We start from the raw sequence: 13,347 nt of genomic DNA on the forward strand, positions 1-13,347 counted from the left end.
GGCGGGATCGGTGACCTCCCTGCGCACGGGGGGTCACACCATGCGGATCACATCCTTGCTGATCGACAGGACATAGCCGCGCTTGGCGATATTCTTGACCAGAAGCTCGCTGACCATCTGATTGCCCAATGTATCGCGCAGCCGCTTGATCCGGGTCGCTCCTGCGGCCTCTTCGCAGTCAACTGAGGGGCGGCCAGATATCATCGCCTCGATCTCCGCACCGGAGAGGACATCGTCATCAAGCCGGGCCTCGGCCAGAACTGCGAGCGTTTCCATCGCTGCGGCGGTCAGTTTGAAGCCCATGGTATTGAGGTAGACGGTGTTTTCTTCGCGGCTGATCAGCAGTTCAGTCACTTGGATGCCTGCGCGTTCGATCTGGACTATGCGCCGGTTCAGCATGACCAGCATGGCCAGAACCACCAGCGCAGCCACCATCATCATGGTGGCAAAGACCATCAGCACAAAAATTACCATGCGATAGCTGGTCAGCGTATCGGCAAAGGCGGTGCCGGACTGGGCGAGGATCTCCAGCAGCTTGATCTCGGCCTGCGTGGTAAGGTCGTTTTCCACAAAGACCCGCTCGACCCTTGCGTTGAAAGCGTTGGCATCGGGAAGCGTCAGCAGCAGCACGGTACCGGCAATCGCCAGCAAGGCAACGATGGCAGTGATCCCCAATGCGATGACGCGGCTTCCCGCCGCGCGCACCTCAGAAACGGAGAAAATAGGGTCCGGCATCTGTTTTCCTTTGTTCCAGCCCGTCGGGACCAAAAATGGACAGAACATTGAGCAAGGTCCAGCCCGCTGCCAACAACCGGTCGGAGATTTCGGCCTTGGCGGCCGGCTTGCTGCAGCCGCCGCCGAGCTGGATCACGCCGTAATGCAGCCGCAGGGGGGCATCCTGTTTCGCCTTGTAATCGGCGTAACACTCGGCCGCTGCGGCCGGGCCCGTATCGCTGAGCATACCAATGGCAAGACCGGCAATCAGAGCCGTGGAGATAAGGAGGTTTTTCATACCCTCACACTGCGCATTTGTCGCGGGATATTCAATAACAACAGGCGATTGCGGGTGGTGATATTCGATAACAAGGCGCCGTTATTGCCTGTCCGCACGGTTCCGAACCAGGCTGATTGCATCGGTCATTTGGCCTCATGTTTTCAGAACTTCAGGAAGGACATCCCATGTTTCGCAGCAGTCGCATTGATGTAAATGCCAAACCGCATCGCAAATTCATCACGCTGATCGTTGCCGCAGCGGTCGCGGTGACCGGGTTTTCCGCGGCGCCTGCACGGGCGGACGAGGATGTTGCCAAGGTGCTGGCGGGTCTAGCCGTGCTTGGCATCATCGGTGCAATCGTGAAGAACAATCGCGATGATGATCAGCCACAGGTCACCCGTCCGCATCGTCCGTCACATGGCAAGCCGTATCGGCCTCATCATCCCAGACCGCTTCCGCCGCATGTTGCGCGCTATGATCTGCCGGCACAATGCGTGCGCTATTTCCCGCGCTACAGCCAAAGCCGGACTTTGATGGGGCAGGGCTGTCTGCGCAAACAGTACGGATTTGAGCACACCCTGCCGCGCGCCTGCCAGGTGACCTTCTGGAATGGCAAACGCAATCGTGTCGGCTATCGCCCGGATTGCCTCAAGGACCGCGGCTATCGCATTACCCGTCGCTGAGGTCGGCGGGACCTGGGTTCGAGCAGACTTAGGGGGCTTCGGCCCCCTCTTTTTTGCGCGGTATATGCGGTCGGACTTGAAACCCGGCTTAAAACCCGGTCAGACCAAGGGATGGATTATCCCGATTACACATTGGAAGCGGCCGCCCGTGCGCGTGGCCATATACGTATTGCAGGCGTGGATGAGGTTGGGCGTGGCCCGCTCGCCGGACCGGTGACCGCCGCTGCGGTCATCCTGGACGCCGACAATATTCCCGAGGGGCTGAACGATTCAAAGAAGCTAAGCGCCAAGCGGCGCGAGGCGGTCGAAGCGTCGATCTTTGCGCAGGCCGAGGTTGCGATTGCTCATGCCAGCGTCGAAGAGATTGATTCCCTGAACATTCTGCGCGCCTCGCATCTGGCAATGGAGCGGGCCGTTGCAGCCCTGGATCCGGCGCCGGATTATTTGCTGATCGATGGCAATCTGATCCCCAAGGGTCTGCTCCAGACATCGGAGTTTGTGATCAAGGGAGACAGCAAATCAGTCTCCATCGCGGCGGCATCCATCGTGGCAAAACTGGCCCGTGACCGGATCATGGTGGATTTGGCGCAACAGTTTCCCGGCTATGGCTGGGAGAAAAACGCAGGCTACCCGTCCAAACAGCACCGCGACGCCCTGGTGAACCTGGGCGTGACCCCACATCATCGGCGTTCCTTTAAACCTGTCCACAACATATTGTATCAAGAGTGAACCTCATCACCTTGTTCTAAAAAACAAATTGACCTCGAATCCACGATGACTCATCCTGTGGACAACCAAAATGAGCGCAAAAATGCGCCGTGGTTATCGAGGCAGAGCAAATGAACAAAACACTTACACGGGGCGCCGCGGCGCTCCCGCTAAACGCGATCCTTGACGGTGACTGTATCGACGTGATGTCCGGTCTGCCGTCAAATTCGATTGATCTGATTTTTGCGGATCCCCCCTATAACCTTCAGCTGAAGGGGCAATTGCATCGTCCTGACAACAGCAAGGTCGATGCGGTCGATGACCACTGGGATCAGTTTTCCAGCTTTGGCGTCTATGACGAGTTTACCCGTGCCTGGCTTAAACAGGCGCGCCGTATCCTGAAGCCAAACGGCTCCATCTGGGTGATCGGATCGTACCACAACATCTTCCGAGTCGGCACAGCGGTGCAGGACGAAGGCTTCTGGATCCTCAACGATGTGATCTGGCGCAAGTCGAACCCAATGCCGAATTTCCGGGGCAAGCGTTACACCAACGCGCATGAGACGATGATCTGGGCCTCAAAATCCGAAGGCGCGAAATATACCTTCAACTATGAGGCGCTGAAAGCGCTGAACGAAGGTTTGCAGATGCGTTCGGACTGGGTCATGCCGATCTGTACCGGCCATGAGCGGCTGAAGGATGAGGCCGGCAATAAGGCGCATCCGACGCAGAAACCCGAGGCGCTGCTGCACCGCATTCTCGTTGGCTCGACGAATCCGGGCGATGTGGTGTTGGACCCGTTCTTTGGCACCGGAACCACGGGCGCCGTGGCAAAGATGCTGGGCCGTGAATTTATCGGAATCGAGCGCGAAGCCGCCTACCGTGAAGTTGCCGAAAAGCGCATCAAATCCGTACGCAAGTTCGACCGCGAAGCGCTGCAGGTCTCTGCCAGCAAACGTGCCGAACCGCGCGTCCCCTTTGGTCAGCTGGTCGAGCGCGGCATGTTGCGCCCGGGCGACGAGCTTTATTCGATGAACCGTCGGCACAAGGCAAAAGTGCGCGCAGACGGCACGCTGATTGGCGACAATATCAAGGGATCAATCCATCAGGTCGGAGCGCATCTGGAAAACGCGCCCTCCTGCAATGGCTGGACCTACTGGTGTTTCAAGCGGGACGGAAAGACCGTGCCCATCGACGTGCTGCGACAGCAGATTCGGGCAGAATTGCAAAACTGACCCCACCCTTTCACAACCTGTGTGAAACCGCAGGCGCTGTCGCATTGTCGACGGCGCCAACCTTGCCCCGCCGTCATGGCGGGGTCTTTTCGTTTCAGCGCTGTCGGTTCAAGGGGTGCATCCGTTGGCAGCTGCCGTTAGTTTGACGCAAGACCGGCGCCAATGGATGGATACATATCATGGCAGTAACCGCCTCCGCCCCCGCTCCTGCCTTGGATAGCGACGAAGCCATTTTCAGACAGGAGAGCCCCTATGCGCTAACAGAGCACAAACGCAATGGGCTGGAGCTTGCGGTGCGGGCGCGCTGGATCGCCATGGCCGTAACGGCGGTTTTTCTGATCTATGTGAACCCCAAATGGGATGTGCTGTATTATCACTTTATCCTTGCGTTGCTGTGTCTGAACGGCTGGCTGATCCGCCGGGTTGGACGGGTAGGGCAATCACGGCTTGAGATGCTGCTGATTTTTGCCGATCTGTCGATCATGACCATCGGAATGGTTCTGCCAAATCCGCTGAGTGTCGACGATACGCCGCTGCCAATTCAGTATCGGTTTGGAAATTTCATCTATTTTTTCATCATACTTGCCGCGGGGACTCTGGCCTATTCCTGGCGCACGGTGGTTGCCATCGGCATCTGGACCGCAGTCATCTGGCTATTTGCGGCGATCATGGTCTGGTGGCTGACGGATCCGGTGCCCGGCCTGACCGAACGGGTGCTTGAGGTTGTGGGCTATGATCCGACCATGGCTGAATTTCTCGATCCGAACAGCTTTCTCCTGCATCAGCGCCTGCAGGAGGTTATCGTGTTCTTTCTGGTGGCAGTGACGCTGGGTATATCCTCAAAACGGCTTTACGCGCTGATCCAGAATAATGCTGGTCTTGAGCGTGAACGGGCCAATCTGTCACGGTATTTCTCGCCCAATGTGGTGCAGCAGCTGTCGCAAAATGATGAACCGCTGAAGCAGACCCGCCGTCAGGACGTGGCCATTCTGTTCATTGACATTGTCGGGTTCACCCGCCTGGCGGCCGAGCGCGACGCCTATCAGGTGATTGACCTCTTGCGCGATTTTCATGGCCGCATGGAAAAGGAGGTGTTCCGTCATCACGGCACGCTGGACAAGTATCTGGGCGATGGTTTGATGGCGACCTTTGGCACACCGCTGGCTGGTCCGAGGGACGCAAGTAACGCCCTGGCTTGCGGGCGGGCCATGCTGGCGTCGGTAGCGGAATGGAATGCCGAGCGACGCGGCTACGGCGAGGCAGAAATCCGCGTTGGCATCGGTGTTCACTATGGTGAGACGGTGATTGGCAATATCGGCGCAAACCGGTTGGAATATGCGGTGATCGGTAACGCGGTGAATATTGCAGCCCGACTGGAGGAGCGCACCCGCGAGATGAACGCTCAGATGGTGATCAGCGAGACCCTGCGGCAGCGTGTGCAGGACGAAGGCGGCGCCAGAGATCTGCAAGCAGGTTTCGTGCAGCACGGCGCATCTGAACTGCGTGGGCTGACCCGACCGATGACACTATGGGCGCTGCCCCGCTAGGTGTCCGCTAGGCGCGCGGGCCTGCCGGTGTCGGGTCGGGGCGGTCTTCGGGGCAACGGGCCGCATTGTAGGCGCTCCAATCGGTGATGTCAGGATAATACATCTGCCGCCAGCGCCGCACTCGCGGGTTCATGATCCGCCGCCACAGCGGTGGTATCATCGCCGCAACTGTCATGACCGGATAGCCGTAGGGTAGCTGGGGAGCATCGGTTGATGTGTGATTCTGAAGCAGGGGAAAGCGACGATCGGGTTTGTAGTGGTGGTCGGAATGGCGTTGCAGGTTGATCAACAGCCAGTTTGACGCCTTATGGGCTGCATTCCACGAATGGCGCGGCATCACAGGCTCAAATTTGCCCCCGCCCAAGTATTTGCGCGTAAGACCGTAGTGTTCAACGTAGTTCACCAGTTCCAGCTGCCAGATCGCGACACCCGCCTGGACCAGGAACAACCCAACGCCGAGCATCCCGCCCAGCACAAAGGCCATCAGCAGAAACGCGGCTTGCAGCGCCCAATAGCGAAAGAACGGGTTGCGCCGGTCAGTCCAAGGTAGGTTGCGGCGCGCCAGTTGTGCTCTCTCAGCCCGAAACGCAGACCGCCAGCATTGCCACAGAACACGCGGATAGAAACGATGGAAGCCCTCGTTGTAGCGCGCTGTGACCGGATCGCGGGGTGTGCCGACATGGCGATGATGCACGAGCAGATGCTCGGATCTGAAGTGTGAATAGAGCACCATTGCCAGCAGGATATCCGCCAGCCAACGCTCCAGTCTGCTCTTCTGGTGCATCAATTCGTGGCTGTAGTTGATCCCTATTGTGCCGCTGAGGACGCCAACACCGAAGAATACCCCGAATTTCTCCGCACCCGAGAGATGATCGGCGCCAGGCACGTAGATTAGCATGGCAATCAGGAGCAGGACCTGCACCGGAACCCAGGCAATGGTCAGTGAGGAATACCAATGAAGATCTTCTTCGGGCGTGAGCGGATCCGCGTTTTCAAGATTAAGCCCGAAGACCCCGTCCAATGCCGCAAAGAGATACCAGGTGACGAAGGGCGGCAGCAGGATGAGCCAGCCACCATAAAGAGCGGCGAGCCCGACCAGCGGCACCAGCAGAAAGGACAACCAAAAGGGCAGGGCGGCCTGCCAGCTGCGCAGAGTCTCGGCGGATATCATTCCAGTACAGCCTCATTCAGGTCGGGCGCGTTCGTGGTCGACTATGCGCCCTGCCCGGATAAAAGAGAAGGCATCAGCGCCCCTTCCAGAGATCGAAGGCCTTGCGCATCACCGTCGGCAGGTCGGTGGGTTTGAAGTCATGTCGTTTTATCGCGCGCTGACTGTCCTGCGGTGTGAAACCCGGTGGCAGCTCCGCCAGCATGACCTGCAGGACCAGGTGAAAATGGGTGAAGGTGTGACGCACCTCCGCCCCCAGATCCTGCCAATCGGCCTCAAACGGTGGGGCTGGGGCCGGATCGTCGTTCCAATCACTGCCCGGCCAGCCCAGCATACCGCCCAGCAACCCCTTGTCCGGGCGCTGCTCCAGCAACCAGTCGCCATCGCAGCTGCGTGCCAGATAGACGATGCCAAGGCGGGTTGGCTTGGGTTTCTTGGGGGTTTTCTTTGGCAGTTCCAGAGCTGTGCCAGCCGCACGGGAAGCGCAGGGGCTGCGCCATGGGCAGATGCCACAGGCCGGATTGCGCGGTGTGCAGATCGTCGCGCCGAGATCCATCACCGCCTGTGCGTGGTCGCCCGGGCGCATCGCTGGGGTCAAGGCTGCAGCTTTCTCTTTCAGCTGGGGTTTGGCCGCTGGCAGGGGGGTATGGATATCGTAAAGCCGCGCCATCACCCGCTCGACATTGCCGTCCAGCACGGTTTCCGGGCGGTCAAATGCGATCGCCGAAATGGCGGCGGCGGTATAGGGGCCGATGCCGGGTAGGGCGATCAGCCCGTCATAGGTATTCGGAAAGGTGCCACCGTGTTCCTCCGCCACCACGCGCGCGCATTTCAGCAGATTGCGTGCCCGTGCGTAATACCCAAGACCTGCCCATTCCCCCATGACATCTGCATCCGCCGCCGCCGCGAGATCTGCCACCGTCGGCCAGCGGCTGGTGAACCGGTGGAAGTAGTCCTTGACGGCAGCCACAGTGGTTTGTTGCAACATGACCTCGCTCAGCCAGATGCGGTAGGGATCGGGCCAGATACCGGCGGCGCGATCCGACGGGCTGACACGCCAGGGCAGGCTGCGCGCGTGCTGGTCGTACCATTCCAGCAAATCACGGCTCTGCGGATGGCTCTCGCTGTTGAGGTCACGCATTCTTTATCCTTTATGGCCCGGTTTCGCTGGTTCTCGCTTGGCAGCCCTTTACAATAGGGCGAGCAGTCTAGCAAAACCACGGTCATGGCAGTGCAACGGACAAAATCTCGCGGGTTCAAGCGAACATCGCAGCTTCTGAACGATCAGATTCGCAAAGCCGGCGAAAGCCGGGGCTTTGCGGTGTCGCGCCTGCTCACCCATTGGGAAGAAATTGCCGGTCCCGACATCTCCTCTATCGCGCGCCCGGTCAATGTGCACTACGGGCGCGGTGGATTTGGAGCGACGTTGACGTTGTTGACCACCGGTGCCCATGCGCCGATGCTGGAAATGCAGAAAGAGCCTCTGCGCTGCAAGGTGAACGCGGTTTACGGCTATAACGCAATTTCCAAGGTCCGGATTACCCAGACCGCGCCCACTGGCTTTGCCGAGGGGCAGGTTTCCTTTAAATACGCTCCGAAGGTCCGCAAACCCCAGGCGCCTGATCCGAAGGACGTGGCGGCGGCAGCCGAGGCTGCGACCGGGGTCGAAAGTGATGAATTGCGCGCAGCGCTTGAACGGCTTGGGCGCAACGTGCTGACGAAACAGAAAACTCTTAGAAAGGGGTATGAATGACCCGTTTGATGTCCGGCATCTTTGCCTCCGCTGTCGTTGCGGCGGGTATCTATGGTTATGCCGCATTGCAAGGCGGCACCTCTCTGCCCGGCAACCCGCTGGTTGGGGCGGCCTACGCGCAAGATGCAGAGGTTGATACCTCCACCATCGTCGAGATGGTGCAAGGTGCCGAAGATGCTCCGGTAACGCTGATTGAATATGCGTCCTATACCTGTCCGCATTGCGCGAATTTCCACCAGGGTGCGTACAAGCAGCTGAAGCAGGATTACATCGACACCGGAAAGGTGAAGTTCATCTACCGCGAGGTCTATTTTGATCGCTATGGCCTTTGGGCGTCGATGATTGCGCGCTGTGGAGGACCTGAGAAGTTCTTCGGGATCAGCGACCTGTTCTACAAGGGGCAATCTGATTGGGCCCGAGCGGGTGGCGCGACTGAAATCGTTGATGCGCTGCGCAAGATCGGGCGGCTCGCAGGTCTGGAAGAGGAACAGCTGGAGGCCTGTCTTCAGGATGGGACCAAGGCCCAGACCCTCGTCAACTGGTATCAGGAAAATGCGACAGAGCATGGCATCGAGTCCACGCCGTCGTTCATCCTGAACGGCAAGAAAGTGGAAAATCAGTCTTATGAGGCGTTCAAAGCGCTGATCGACGCCGAACTCGACGGCTGATACCCCTTCCTTTGGGAAAATGCAGATAGGAAAACCCGCCCGGTGACCGCGGCGGGTTTTTTGCAATCTGCTGCCAGACTGGATGAGAGTGCACCGCGTCTTCTTGCCCGAGTGTTATGGAGGCGGTGGAGCGACCTTGCGGATTTGGGCCAGAAGCGCGTCATCCTTGTCGATCTGCAGGCGCACCGGTAGCGTGATCACCTTGTTGCGAAAACTCTCCGGCAGCCGGACCGCGTCTTTTTCGGTGGTGACCATCTGGGCACCGATCAGCTTGGCTTCGGTTTCCAGCCGGGACATCAGGGCAGTGGACAGGGGTTGATGATCGTCCAACGCTTCACTACGGCGCAGATCCGCGCCAAGGTCACGCAGCGTCTCGAAGAATTTCCGTGGATGACCAATTCCTGCGAATGCCAGCACCGGCGTCCCCTGCCAGGGCATTCCGGTTTTCAAAGGCTCCAGTGCGCCGGAGTAATGTGGGCATGTCGTCAGGGCATCGCTCCAGGCTGACTGGAACCGTGCCTGCGCCTCGGGTCGGCCCAGCGACAATACCAGATCGGCGCGCGCAAGGCCCGTCGCCACCGGCTCACGCAGTGGACCGGCGGGCAGGCAATGGCCATTGCCAAACCCACGCTCCGCGTCGACGACGACCACGGAAAGATCCTTGTGAACACTCGGGTTCTGGAAGCCGTCATCGAGCAGTATGACTGTGGCACCAGCCGCGGCAGCCGCCTGCGCACCAGCGGCGCGATCCTCAGCTTTCCAGACCTCTCCAAAGGCCGCCAGGAGCAGGGGTTCGTCGCCAACCTGACTGGCGCGATGACGGCCCGGATCGACCTGCACAGGACCGGGCAGAGAGCCACCATAGCCACGGGTCACCACATGTGGCTCATGCCCCATATCCCTGAGCCGTTCGAGAAACCAAATGACCGTTGGCGTCTTGCCGGTGCCACCGGCGTTGATGTTGCCGACACAGATCACCGGAACAGCCACCCGTAGCGCGGCGCCCTGCGCCAGGCGTCTGGCGGTGGCATATGCGTAGATCCGGCCAAGCGGCGCCAGCAAGGTCTTGCGAATATCGAAGTCTCCGGCGGGCTTGTGCCAGAAGTCAGGAGCTTTCATATCGGTCCTCTCGCTTGTCCAGCAACTCCTGGACGCGATCCATAAGGTGGTCGGTCATATCGGCGCCTTCTGTGACGATCTGCCAGCCGGCAAGCGCCATCTCCGCCGCCCGATCAGGGGCCGACAGGCTGAGCACGCCCTGCGCGAGATCTTCGGCATCGTTGATTTTCAGCGCGGCACCAACCTCTGTCAGCCGCTCATATAAGGCGGCATATGTGCCAAGACCCGGCCCATGCAGGATCGCCGACCCGAGTGCTGCGGCATCCAGCGGGTTCTGTCCGCTTGCGTGGCGGGGCAGACTGCCGGCCAGCAGACACAGCGGCGAAAGCCGGTACCAGAGACCGGTGTCTTCGGAAGAGCTGAGCAGGACTTGGGTGTATTCATCAGGCTCTTCGCCGCTGTCCCAATCGGCCAGCTGCAGGCCGCTGGCGATGATCGCATCGCGGGCCTCTGCGAGGTCCTGTTCATCGCGGATCGCGATTACCAGAAGCAACCGATGCAAAAGCCGCAGTACGCTGCGATGTGCCGTCAGGATGGTTGGTAGATCACCCAGCTCGGTCTGCGCAGAGAACCAGACCGGACGGCTCCCCAGCTGGGCCTGCATATGGGTAAGCTCATCGCTGTTGCAGCCAGGGGGCGTGGCGGACAACCGCAGGGGATTGGTCTGTTGGATCCGATCTGCAGCGACACCGAGCCGGAGCATCTGCGCTCGGGCCTCATCCGACGGGGTCATGATTTCGCTGAAGCGGTCGAAAAGCCGACGGCGCTGGTCCGGCAACCAACGACTGGTGCGATCGGGTAATTCTCTCGCTTCGATATCAACCAGTAGGCTGTCGATCTGACGTTCGCTCATCTGGCGCATCAGTCCACGACGGAGGTCTCCCCCCGTCCAGATAAGCAGATCGGGGCGCCAGTGATCGAGAAACATCCGCACGTCGGCCGGGGTGTCATCTGGCGGTGGTCCCGCAGCGAGGTCGCAGCCCTCGACCAGTGGCCTGTTCGTGATGTCGCGGCTCCACGTCACCAAAACAGACAGATCGGGTCGAAGCGATTTCATACGGTTCCCGACATCGCCGAGAGCCATGTAGCGCTCTGTCGTGGAAGCGTGGATCCACAGCACTTCGCCTGCGGGACGGGCAGGCCAGCGGAGGCTGCGGTCGGATGCGGCGGAAGGTCTCGACATGGCTACGGTTTTCCTGCTGCGCGCGGCTGTCAGAGCGGGCGAAGGCCGGGACCCTTCGGATCGAGCGCGGCAATCAGTTGTTCGTGCAGTCGCGGCGGCGCAGCGACAACGCCGTTGAGCGTAGGGTGAGGGTTGTTGAACCGCAAGCCGACGCCGAACCTGTCGCTGCACAGCCCTCCGGCCTCGCGCAGGATCAGGTCACCCGCTGCGATGTCCCATTCCCAACTGGGGCGCAGGGTCAGCATGGCATCAAAGCCCGCATCCGCGACCCGCGCCATTCGGTAGGCAAGCGAAGGGCGATGACTGCGATTGAACGCGGGTACAATGCCATTGTGCCAGTGTTCGGGGTCCTGCAGCGGTCTTGCCGCCAGAACATTTGCGGCGTTGAGGTCATCCTGTCGGGAAACCTCGACTGCTGTGCCATTGCAGGTCGCGCCTTGTCCAAGTGCTGCGCAATACATCAGCTCGCGCTGGGGCAGGTAGATGACTGCCGCCGTGATCGTCCTGTTATGCGCAACCGCCAGCGAATGGGCCCAGGTCCGAGATCCTTCGGCGAAACTGCGGGTGCCGTCGATAGGATCGACGATAAAGATCTTTTCACGGTTCAGACGTGTGCTGGTGTCTTCGCTTTCTTCAGACAGCCAGCCATAATCCGGGCGGGCGCCGGGCAGCACGTCGGCAAGCAGCTCGTTGACGGCGATATCAGCTTCCGTCACTGGCCCGCCACCGTCTGGTTTCTCCCATTTCTGCGCTTCGGGCCCAGAGTAGCGACAGGCGATATCGCCTGCCTGCTCTGCTGCGCGGATCAGCAGGGAAAGATCAGTTTCCGGCAAGGGTCATCCCCTCGACCAGCAACGAGGGCACAATGCGGGACAGATCGGTTCGCGCGTCATTGGCTGGAACAATACCGCGCAGCATGTCGCGCAGATTGCCTGCAATCGTGCATTCATTGACGGGATAGGCAATCTCACCGTTTTCCACCCAGAAACCGGCGGCCCCGCGAGAATAATCGCCGGTATTCGGGTTGATGGTGGATCCAATCATCGACGTGACCAGAAGGCCGGTGCCCATATTGGCAATCAGATCGGCGCGGCTATCGGGACCTTGGGTCAGCGCGATATTCCACTGCGATGGGGATGGCACCGAGCCGACACCGCGTGCCGCGTTGCCAGTGCTTTGCATTTCCAGCTTGCGGGCCGATGCGAGATCGAGCGTCCAGCCGGTCAGCATCCCGTTGTCGATAATGGCGCGGCGCTGCGTCGGCAGGCCTTCGCCATCGAAAGGACGCGATCCGGCAATCCGGGGGCGAAAGGGATCTTCCGTGACGCTCAGATGCGTCGGCAGAATCTGATCTCCCAGAGCGTCCTTCAGCCAGGAGGACCCGCGGGCGATGCTCGCACCGTTCACCGCAGCCAAAAGATGGCCGATCAGAGAGGACGAGACGCGTTCGTCGAACAAAACCGGGTAGCTGCCGGTTTCCGGTTTGCGAGCGCCCAGCCGTTCGACTGCGCGCTCACCAGCCTGTCGTCCGATGTCATCAGCCGGCCGCAGATCTGCCTGGAAGGTTCGGGAGTCGCCGTCATAGTCACGTTCCATGCCGGTTCCGCTTCCTGCGATGGCGGTACAGGAGATCGAGCGGCTGCTGCGTTGGTAGCCACCGGAAAACCCGTTGGTCGCGGCCATATGGACCTTATGGCTGCCGTATCCGGCCGCCGCAGATTGTACCTGGGTTACCCCCGAAACGCCGAGGCCAGCCGCCTCAGCCGCCAGTGCATCCTCTTGCAAGGTGGCAGGGGCCGGTTCGTCGCTGGGATCAAAGAGCTCCAGCGCGGCGAGATCCCAATTCTGCGCAAGCTGGTGCGGTTCGGCCAGACCGGCATAGGGGTCCTCGGGGGCCTCGCGTGCCATGGCGACAGCGCGTTCCGCCATGGCCGTCAGGGTTTCGTCCCGCATGTCCGAGGCCGAAACGCAGGCCTGACGTTGCCCGACAAAGACCCGCAGGCCCAGATCCACCCCTTCGGACCGCTCGGCATGTTCCAGCGTGCCCTGACGCACTTCGATGGAGAGAGAGCTGCCTTCTGCCACCATCGCGTCGGCGGCATCGGCCCCCGCCTTGCGGGCGGCATCAAGAAGAGCGTGGCTTAGGCTTTCGGGGGTCTGGGTCATGGGCACCTACATGGGTTGAACATCACCTAGAGCTAGCCAGCGCAGCGAGAGGCTGCAAGGGCGCAGACAAAAAAAGGGGCCGCAATTTGCGGCCCCGATCATCCAGTCAGTCAGGTGCTGTGG

General features: G+C 60.3%; 14 protein-coding genes. 6 read left to right on the plus strand and 8 right to left on the minus strand.

Annotated features, from left to right (window positions below; genetic code table 11):
- Positions 1 to 33: 33 nt before the first annotated feature.
- Together VWY34_RS20180 and VWY34_RS20185 are read right to left on the minus strand one after the other, a co-directional pair.
- Positions 34 to 735, minus strand: a complete 702-nt coding sequence (locus tag VWY34_RS20180; RefSeq protein ID WP_416546554.1) for a winged helix-turn-helix domain-containing protein — start codon at positions 733 to 735, stop codon at positions 34 to 36.
- The gene (locus VWY34_RS20185; protein WP_416534449.1) at positions 707 to 1,012 is read right to left on the minus strand and encodes a hypothetical protein; all 306 of its coding nucleotides are present in this window, start codon (positions 1,010 to 1,012) and stop codon (positions 707 to 709) included. The genes VWY34_RS20180 and VWY34_RS20185 overlap by 29 nt, the downstream gene beginning before the upstream one ends.
- A 167-nt stretch (positions 1,013 to 1,179) precedes the next feature.
- Between VWY34_RS20185 and VWY34_RS20190 the strand changes: the two genes are divergently transcribed.
- From VWY34_RS20190 to VWY34_RS20205, 4 genes are all read left to right on the plus strand, one after another.
- Positions 1,180 to 1,677 (plus strand): hypothetical protein, encoded by a 498-nt coding sequence (locus tag VWY34_RS20190; RefSeq protein WP_340546959.1) that lies wholly within the window; start codon positions 1,180 to 1,182, stop codon positions 1,675 to 1,677.
- A 111-nt stretch (positions 1,678 to 1,788) separates the two neighbouring features.
- Complete coding sequence (locus VWY34_RS20195; protein ID WP_340546958.1) at positions 1,789 to 2,406, plus strand: ribonuclease HII; 618 nt, start codon at positions 1,789 to 1,791, stop codon at positions 2,404 to 2,406.
- A 110-nt stretch (positions 2,407 to 2,516) separates the two neighbouring features.
- Positions 2,517 to 3,620, plus strand: a complete 1,104-nt coding sequence (locus VWY34_RS20200) for a site-specific DNA-methyltransferase (RefSeq protein WP_340546957.1) — start codon at positions 2,517 to 2,519, stop codon at positions 3,618 to 3,620.
- Between the two features lie 179 nt (positions 3,621 to 3,799).
- Positions 3,800 to 5,167 carry an adenylate/guanylate cyclase domain-containing protein gene (locus VWY34_RS20205; protein WP_416548990.1) on the plus strand — a complete coding sequence of 456 codons (1,368 nt, stop codon included), beginning with the start codon at positions 3,800 to 3,802 and terminating at the stop codon, positions 5,165 to 5,167.
- A 7-nt stretch (positions 5,168 to 5,174) separates the two neighbouring features.
- Here VWY34_RS20205 and VWY34_RS20210 read toward each other — a convergent pair whose 3' ends face one another.
- Positions 5,175 to 6,338: an alkane 1-monooxygenase gene (locus tag VWY34_RS20210; protein ID WP_416546557.1), complete on the minus strand. Its 1,164-nt coding sequence runs from the start codon at positions 6,336 to 6,338 to the stop codon at positions 5,175 to 5,177.
- A gap of 73 nt (positions 6,339 to 6,411) precedes the next feature.
- Positions 6,412 to 7,476, minus strand: coding sequence for an A/G-specific adenine glycosylase (mutY, locus tag VWY34_RS20215; protein ID WP_416546559.1), 1,065 nt, complete (start codon positions 7,474 to 7,476; stop codon positions 6,412 to 6,414).
- A gap of 84 nt (positions 7,477 to 7,560) precedes the next feature.
- Here mutY and VWY34_RS20220 point away from each other — a divergent pair, with 84 nt between their 5' ends.
- Together VWY34_RS20220 and VWY34_RS20225 are read left to right on the plus strand one after the other, a co-directional pair.
- On the plus strand, positions 7,561 to 8,088 hold the full coding sequence (locus tag VWY34_RS20220; protein WP_416542628.1) for a DUF721 domain-containing protein: 528 nt from the start codon (positions 7,561 to 7,563) through the stop codon (positions 8,086 to 8,088).
- Positions 8,085 to 8,756: a DsbA family protein gene (locus VWY34_RS20225; RefSeq protein ID WP_416546561.1), complete on the plus strand. Its 672-nt coding sequence runs from the start codon at positions 8,085 to 8,087 to the stop codon at positions 8,754 to 8,756. Before VWY34_RS20220 ends, VWY34_RS20225 begins: the two co-directional genes overlap by 4 nt.
- Positions 8,757 to 8,870: 114 nt before the next feature.
- Here the strand turns inward: VWY34_RS20225 and lpxK are convergent, their stop codons facing one another.
- The 4 genes from lpxK to VWY34_RS20245 are packed head-to-tail and all read right to left on the minus strand — an operon-like array spanning position 8,871 to position 13,224.
- Positions 8,871 to 9,875: a tetraacyldisaccharide 4'-kinase gene (lpxK, locus tag VWY34_RS20230; protein ID WP_416546563.1), complete on the minus strand. Its 1,005-nt coding sequence runs from the start codon at positions 9,873 to 9,875 to the stop codon at positions 8,871 to 8,873.
- The gene (locus VWY34_RS20235; RefSeq protein WP_416546565.1) at positions 9,862 to 11,058 is read right to left on the minus strand and encodes a 3-deoxy-D-manno-octulosonic acid transferase; all 1,197 of its coding nucleotides are present in this window, start codon (positions 11,056 to 11,058) and stop codon (positions 9,862 to 9,864) included. Before VWY34_RS20235 ends, lpxK begins: the two co-directional genes overlap by 14 nt.
- A gap of 29 nt (positions 11,059 to 11,087) precedes the next feature.
- On the minus strand, positions 11,088 to 11,891 hold the full coding sequence (locus VWY34_RS20240) for an inositol monophosphatase family protein (RefSeq protein ID WP_340546949.1): 804 nt from the start codon (positions 11,889 to 11,891) through the stop codon (positions 11,088 to 11,090).
- Entirely contained in the window at positions 11,878 to 13,224 is a 1,347-nt protein-coding gene (locus VWY34_RS20245; RefSeq protein WP_416546567.1) for a TldD/PmbA family protein, read from the minus strand. Before VWY34_RS20245 ends, VWY34_RS20240 begins: the two co-directional genes overlap by 14 nt.
- Positions 13,225 to 13,347: the final 123 nt, after the last annotated feature.

The sequence above is a fragment of the Phaeobacter sp. JH20_02 genome, from assembly GCF_048056915.1.
In the GTDB taxonomy this organism is placed as follows: Bacteria; Pseudomonadota; Alphaproteobacteria; order Rhodobacterales; family Rhodobacteraceae; genus Phaeobacter; species Phaeobacter bryozoorum.

Excerpts from the sequence above, each read along its gene's own strand:
- VWY34_RS20195 (WP_340546958.1), top strand. The coding sequence starts at position 1,789 with ATGGATTATCCCGATTACACATTGGAAGCGGCCGCCCGTGCGCGTGGC.
- VWY34_RS20210 (WP_416546557.1), bottom strand. The coding sequence starts at position 6,338 with ATGATATCCGCCGAGACTCTGCGCAGCTGGCAGGCCGCCCTGCCCTTT.
- VWY34_RS20185 (WP_416534449.1), bottom strand. The coding sequence starts at position 1,012 with ATGAAAAACCTCCTTATCTCCACGGCTCTGATTGCCGGTCTTGCCATT.
- VWY34_RS20245 (WP_416546567.1), bottom strand. The coding sequence starts at position 13,224 with ATGACCCAGACCCCCGAAAGCCTAAGCCACGCTCTTCTTGATGCCGCC.
- VWY34_RS20235 (WP_416546565.1), bottom strand. The coding sequence starts at position 11,058 with ATGTCGAGACCTTCCGCCGCATCCGACCGCAGCCTCCGCTGGCCTGCC.
- VWY34_RS20205 (WP_416548990.1), top strand. The coding sequence starts at position 3,800 with ATGGCAGTAACCGCCTCCGCCCCCGCTCCTGCCTTGGATAGCGACGAA.
- VWY34_RS20200 (WP_340546957.1), top strand. The coding sequence starts at position 2,517 with ATGAACAAAACACTTACACGGGGCGCCGCGGCGCTCCCGCTAAACGCG.
- VWY34_RS20225 (WP_416546561.1), top strand. The coding sequence starts at position 8,085 with ATGACCCGTTTGATGTCCGGCATCTTTGCCTCCGCTGTCGTTGCGGCG.
- lpxK (WP_416546563.1), bottom strand. The coding sequence starts at position 9,875 with ATGAAAGCTCCTGACTTCTGGCACAAGCCCGCCGGAGACTTCGATATT.
- mutY (WP_416546559.1), bottom strand. The coding sequence starts at position 7,476 with ATGCGTGACCTCAACAGCGAGAGCCATCCGCAGAGCCGTGATTTGCTG.
- VWY34_RS20190 (WP_340546959.1), top strand. The coding sequence starts at position 1,180 with ATGTTTCGCAGCAGTCGCATTGATGTAAATGCCAAACCGCATCGCAAA.
- VWY34_RS20180 (WP_416546554.1), bottom strand. The coding sequence starts at position 735 with ATGCCGGACCCTATTTTCTCCGTTTCTGAGGTGCGCGCGGCGGGAAGC.
- VWY34_RS20220 (WP_416542628.1), top strand. The coding sequence starts at position 7,561 with ATGGCAGTGCAACGGACAAAATCTCGCGGGTTCAAGCGAACATCGCAG.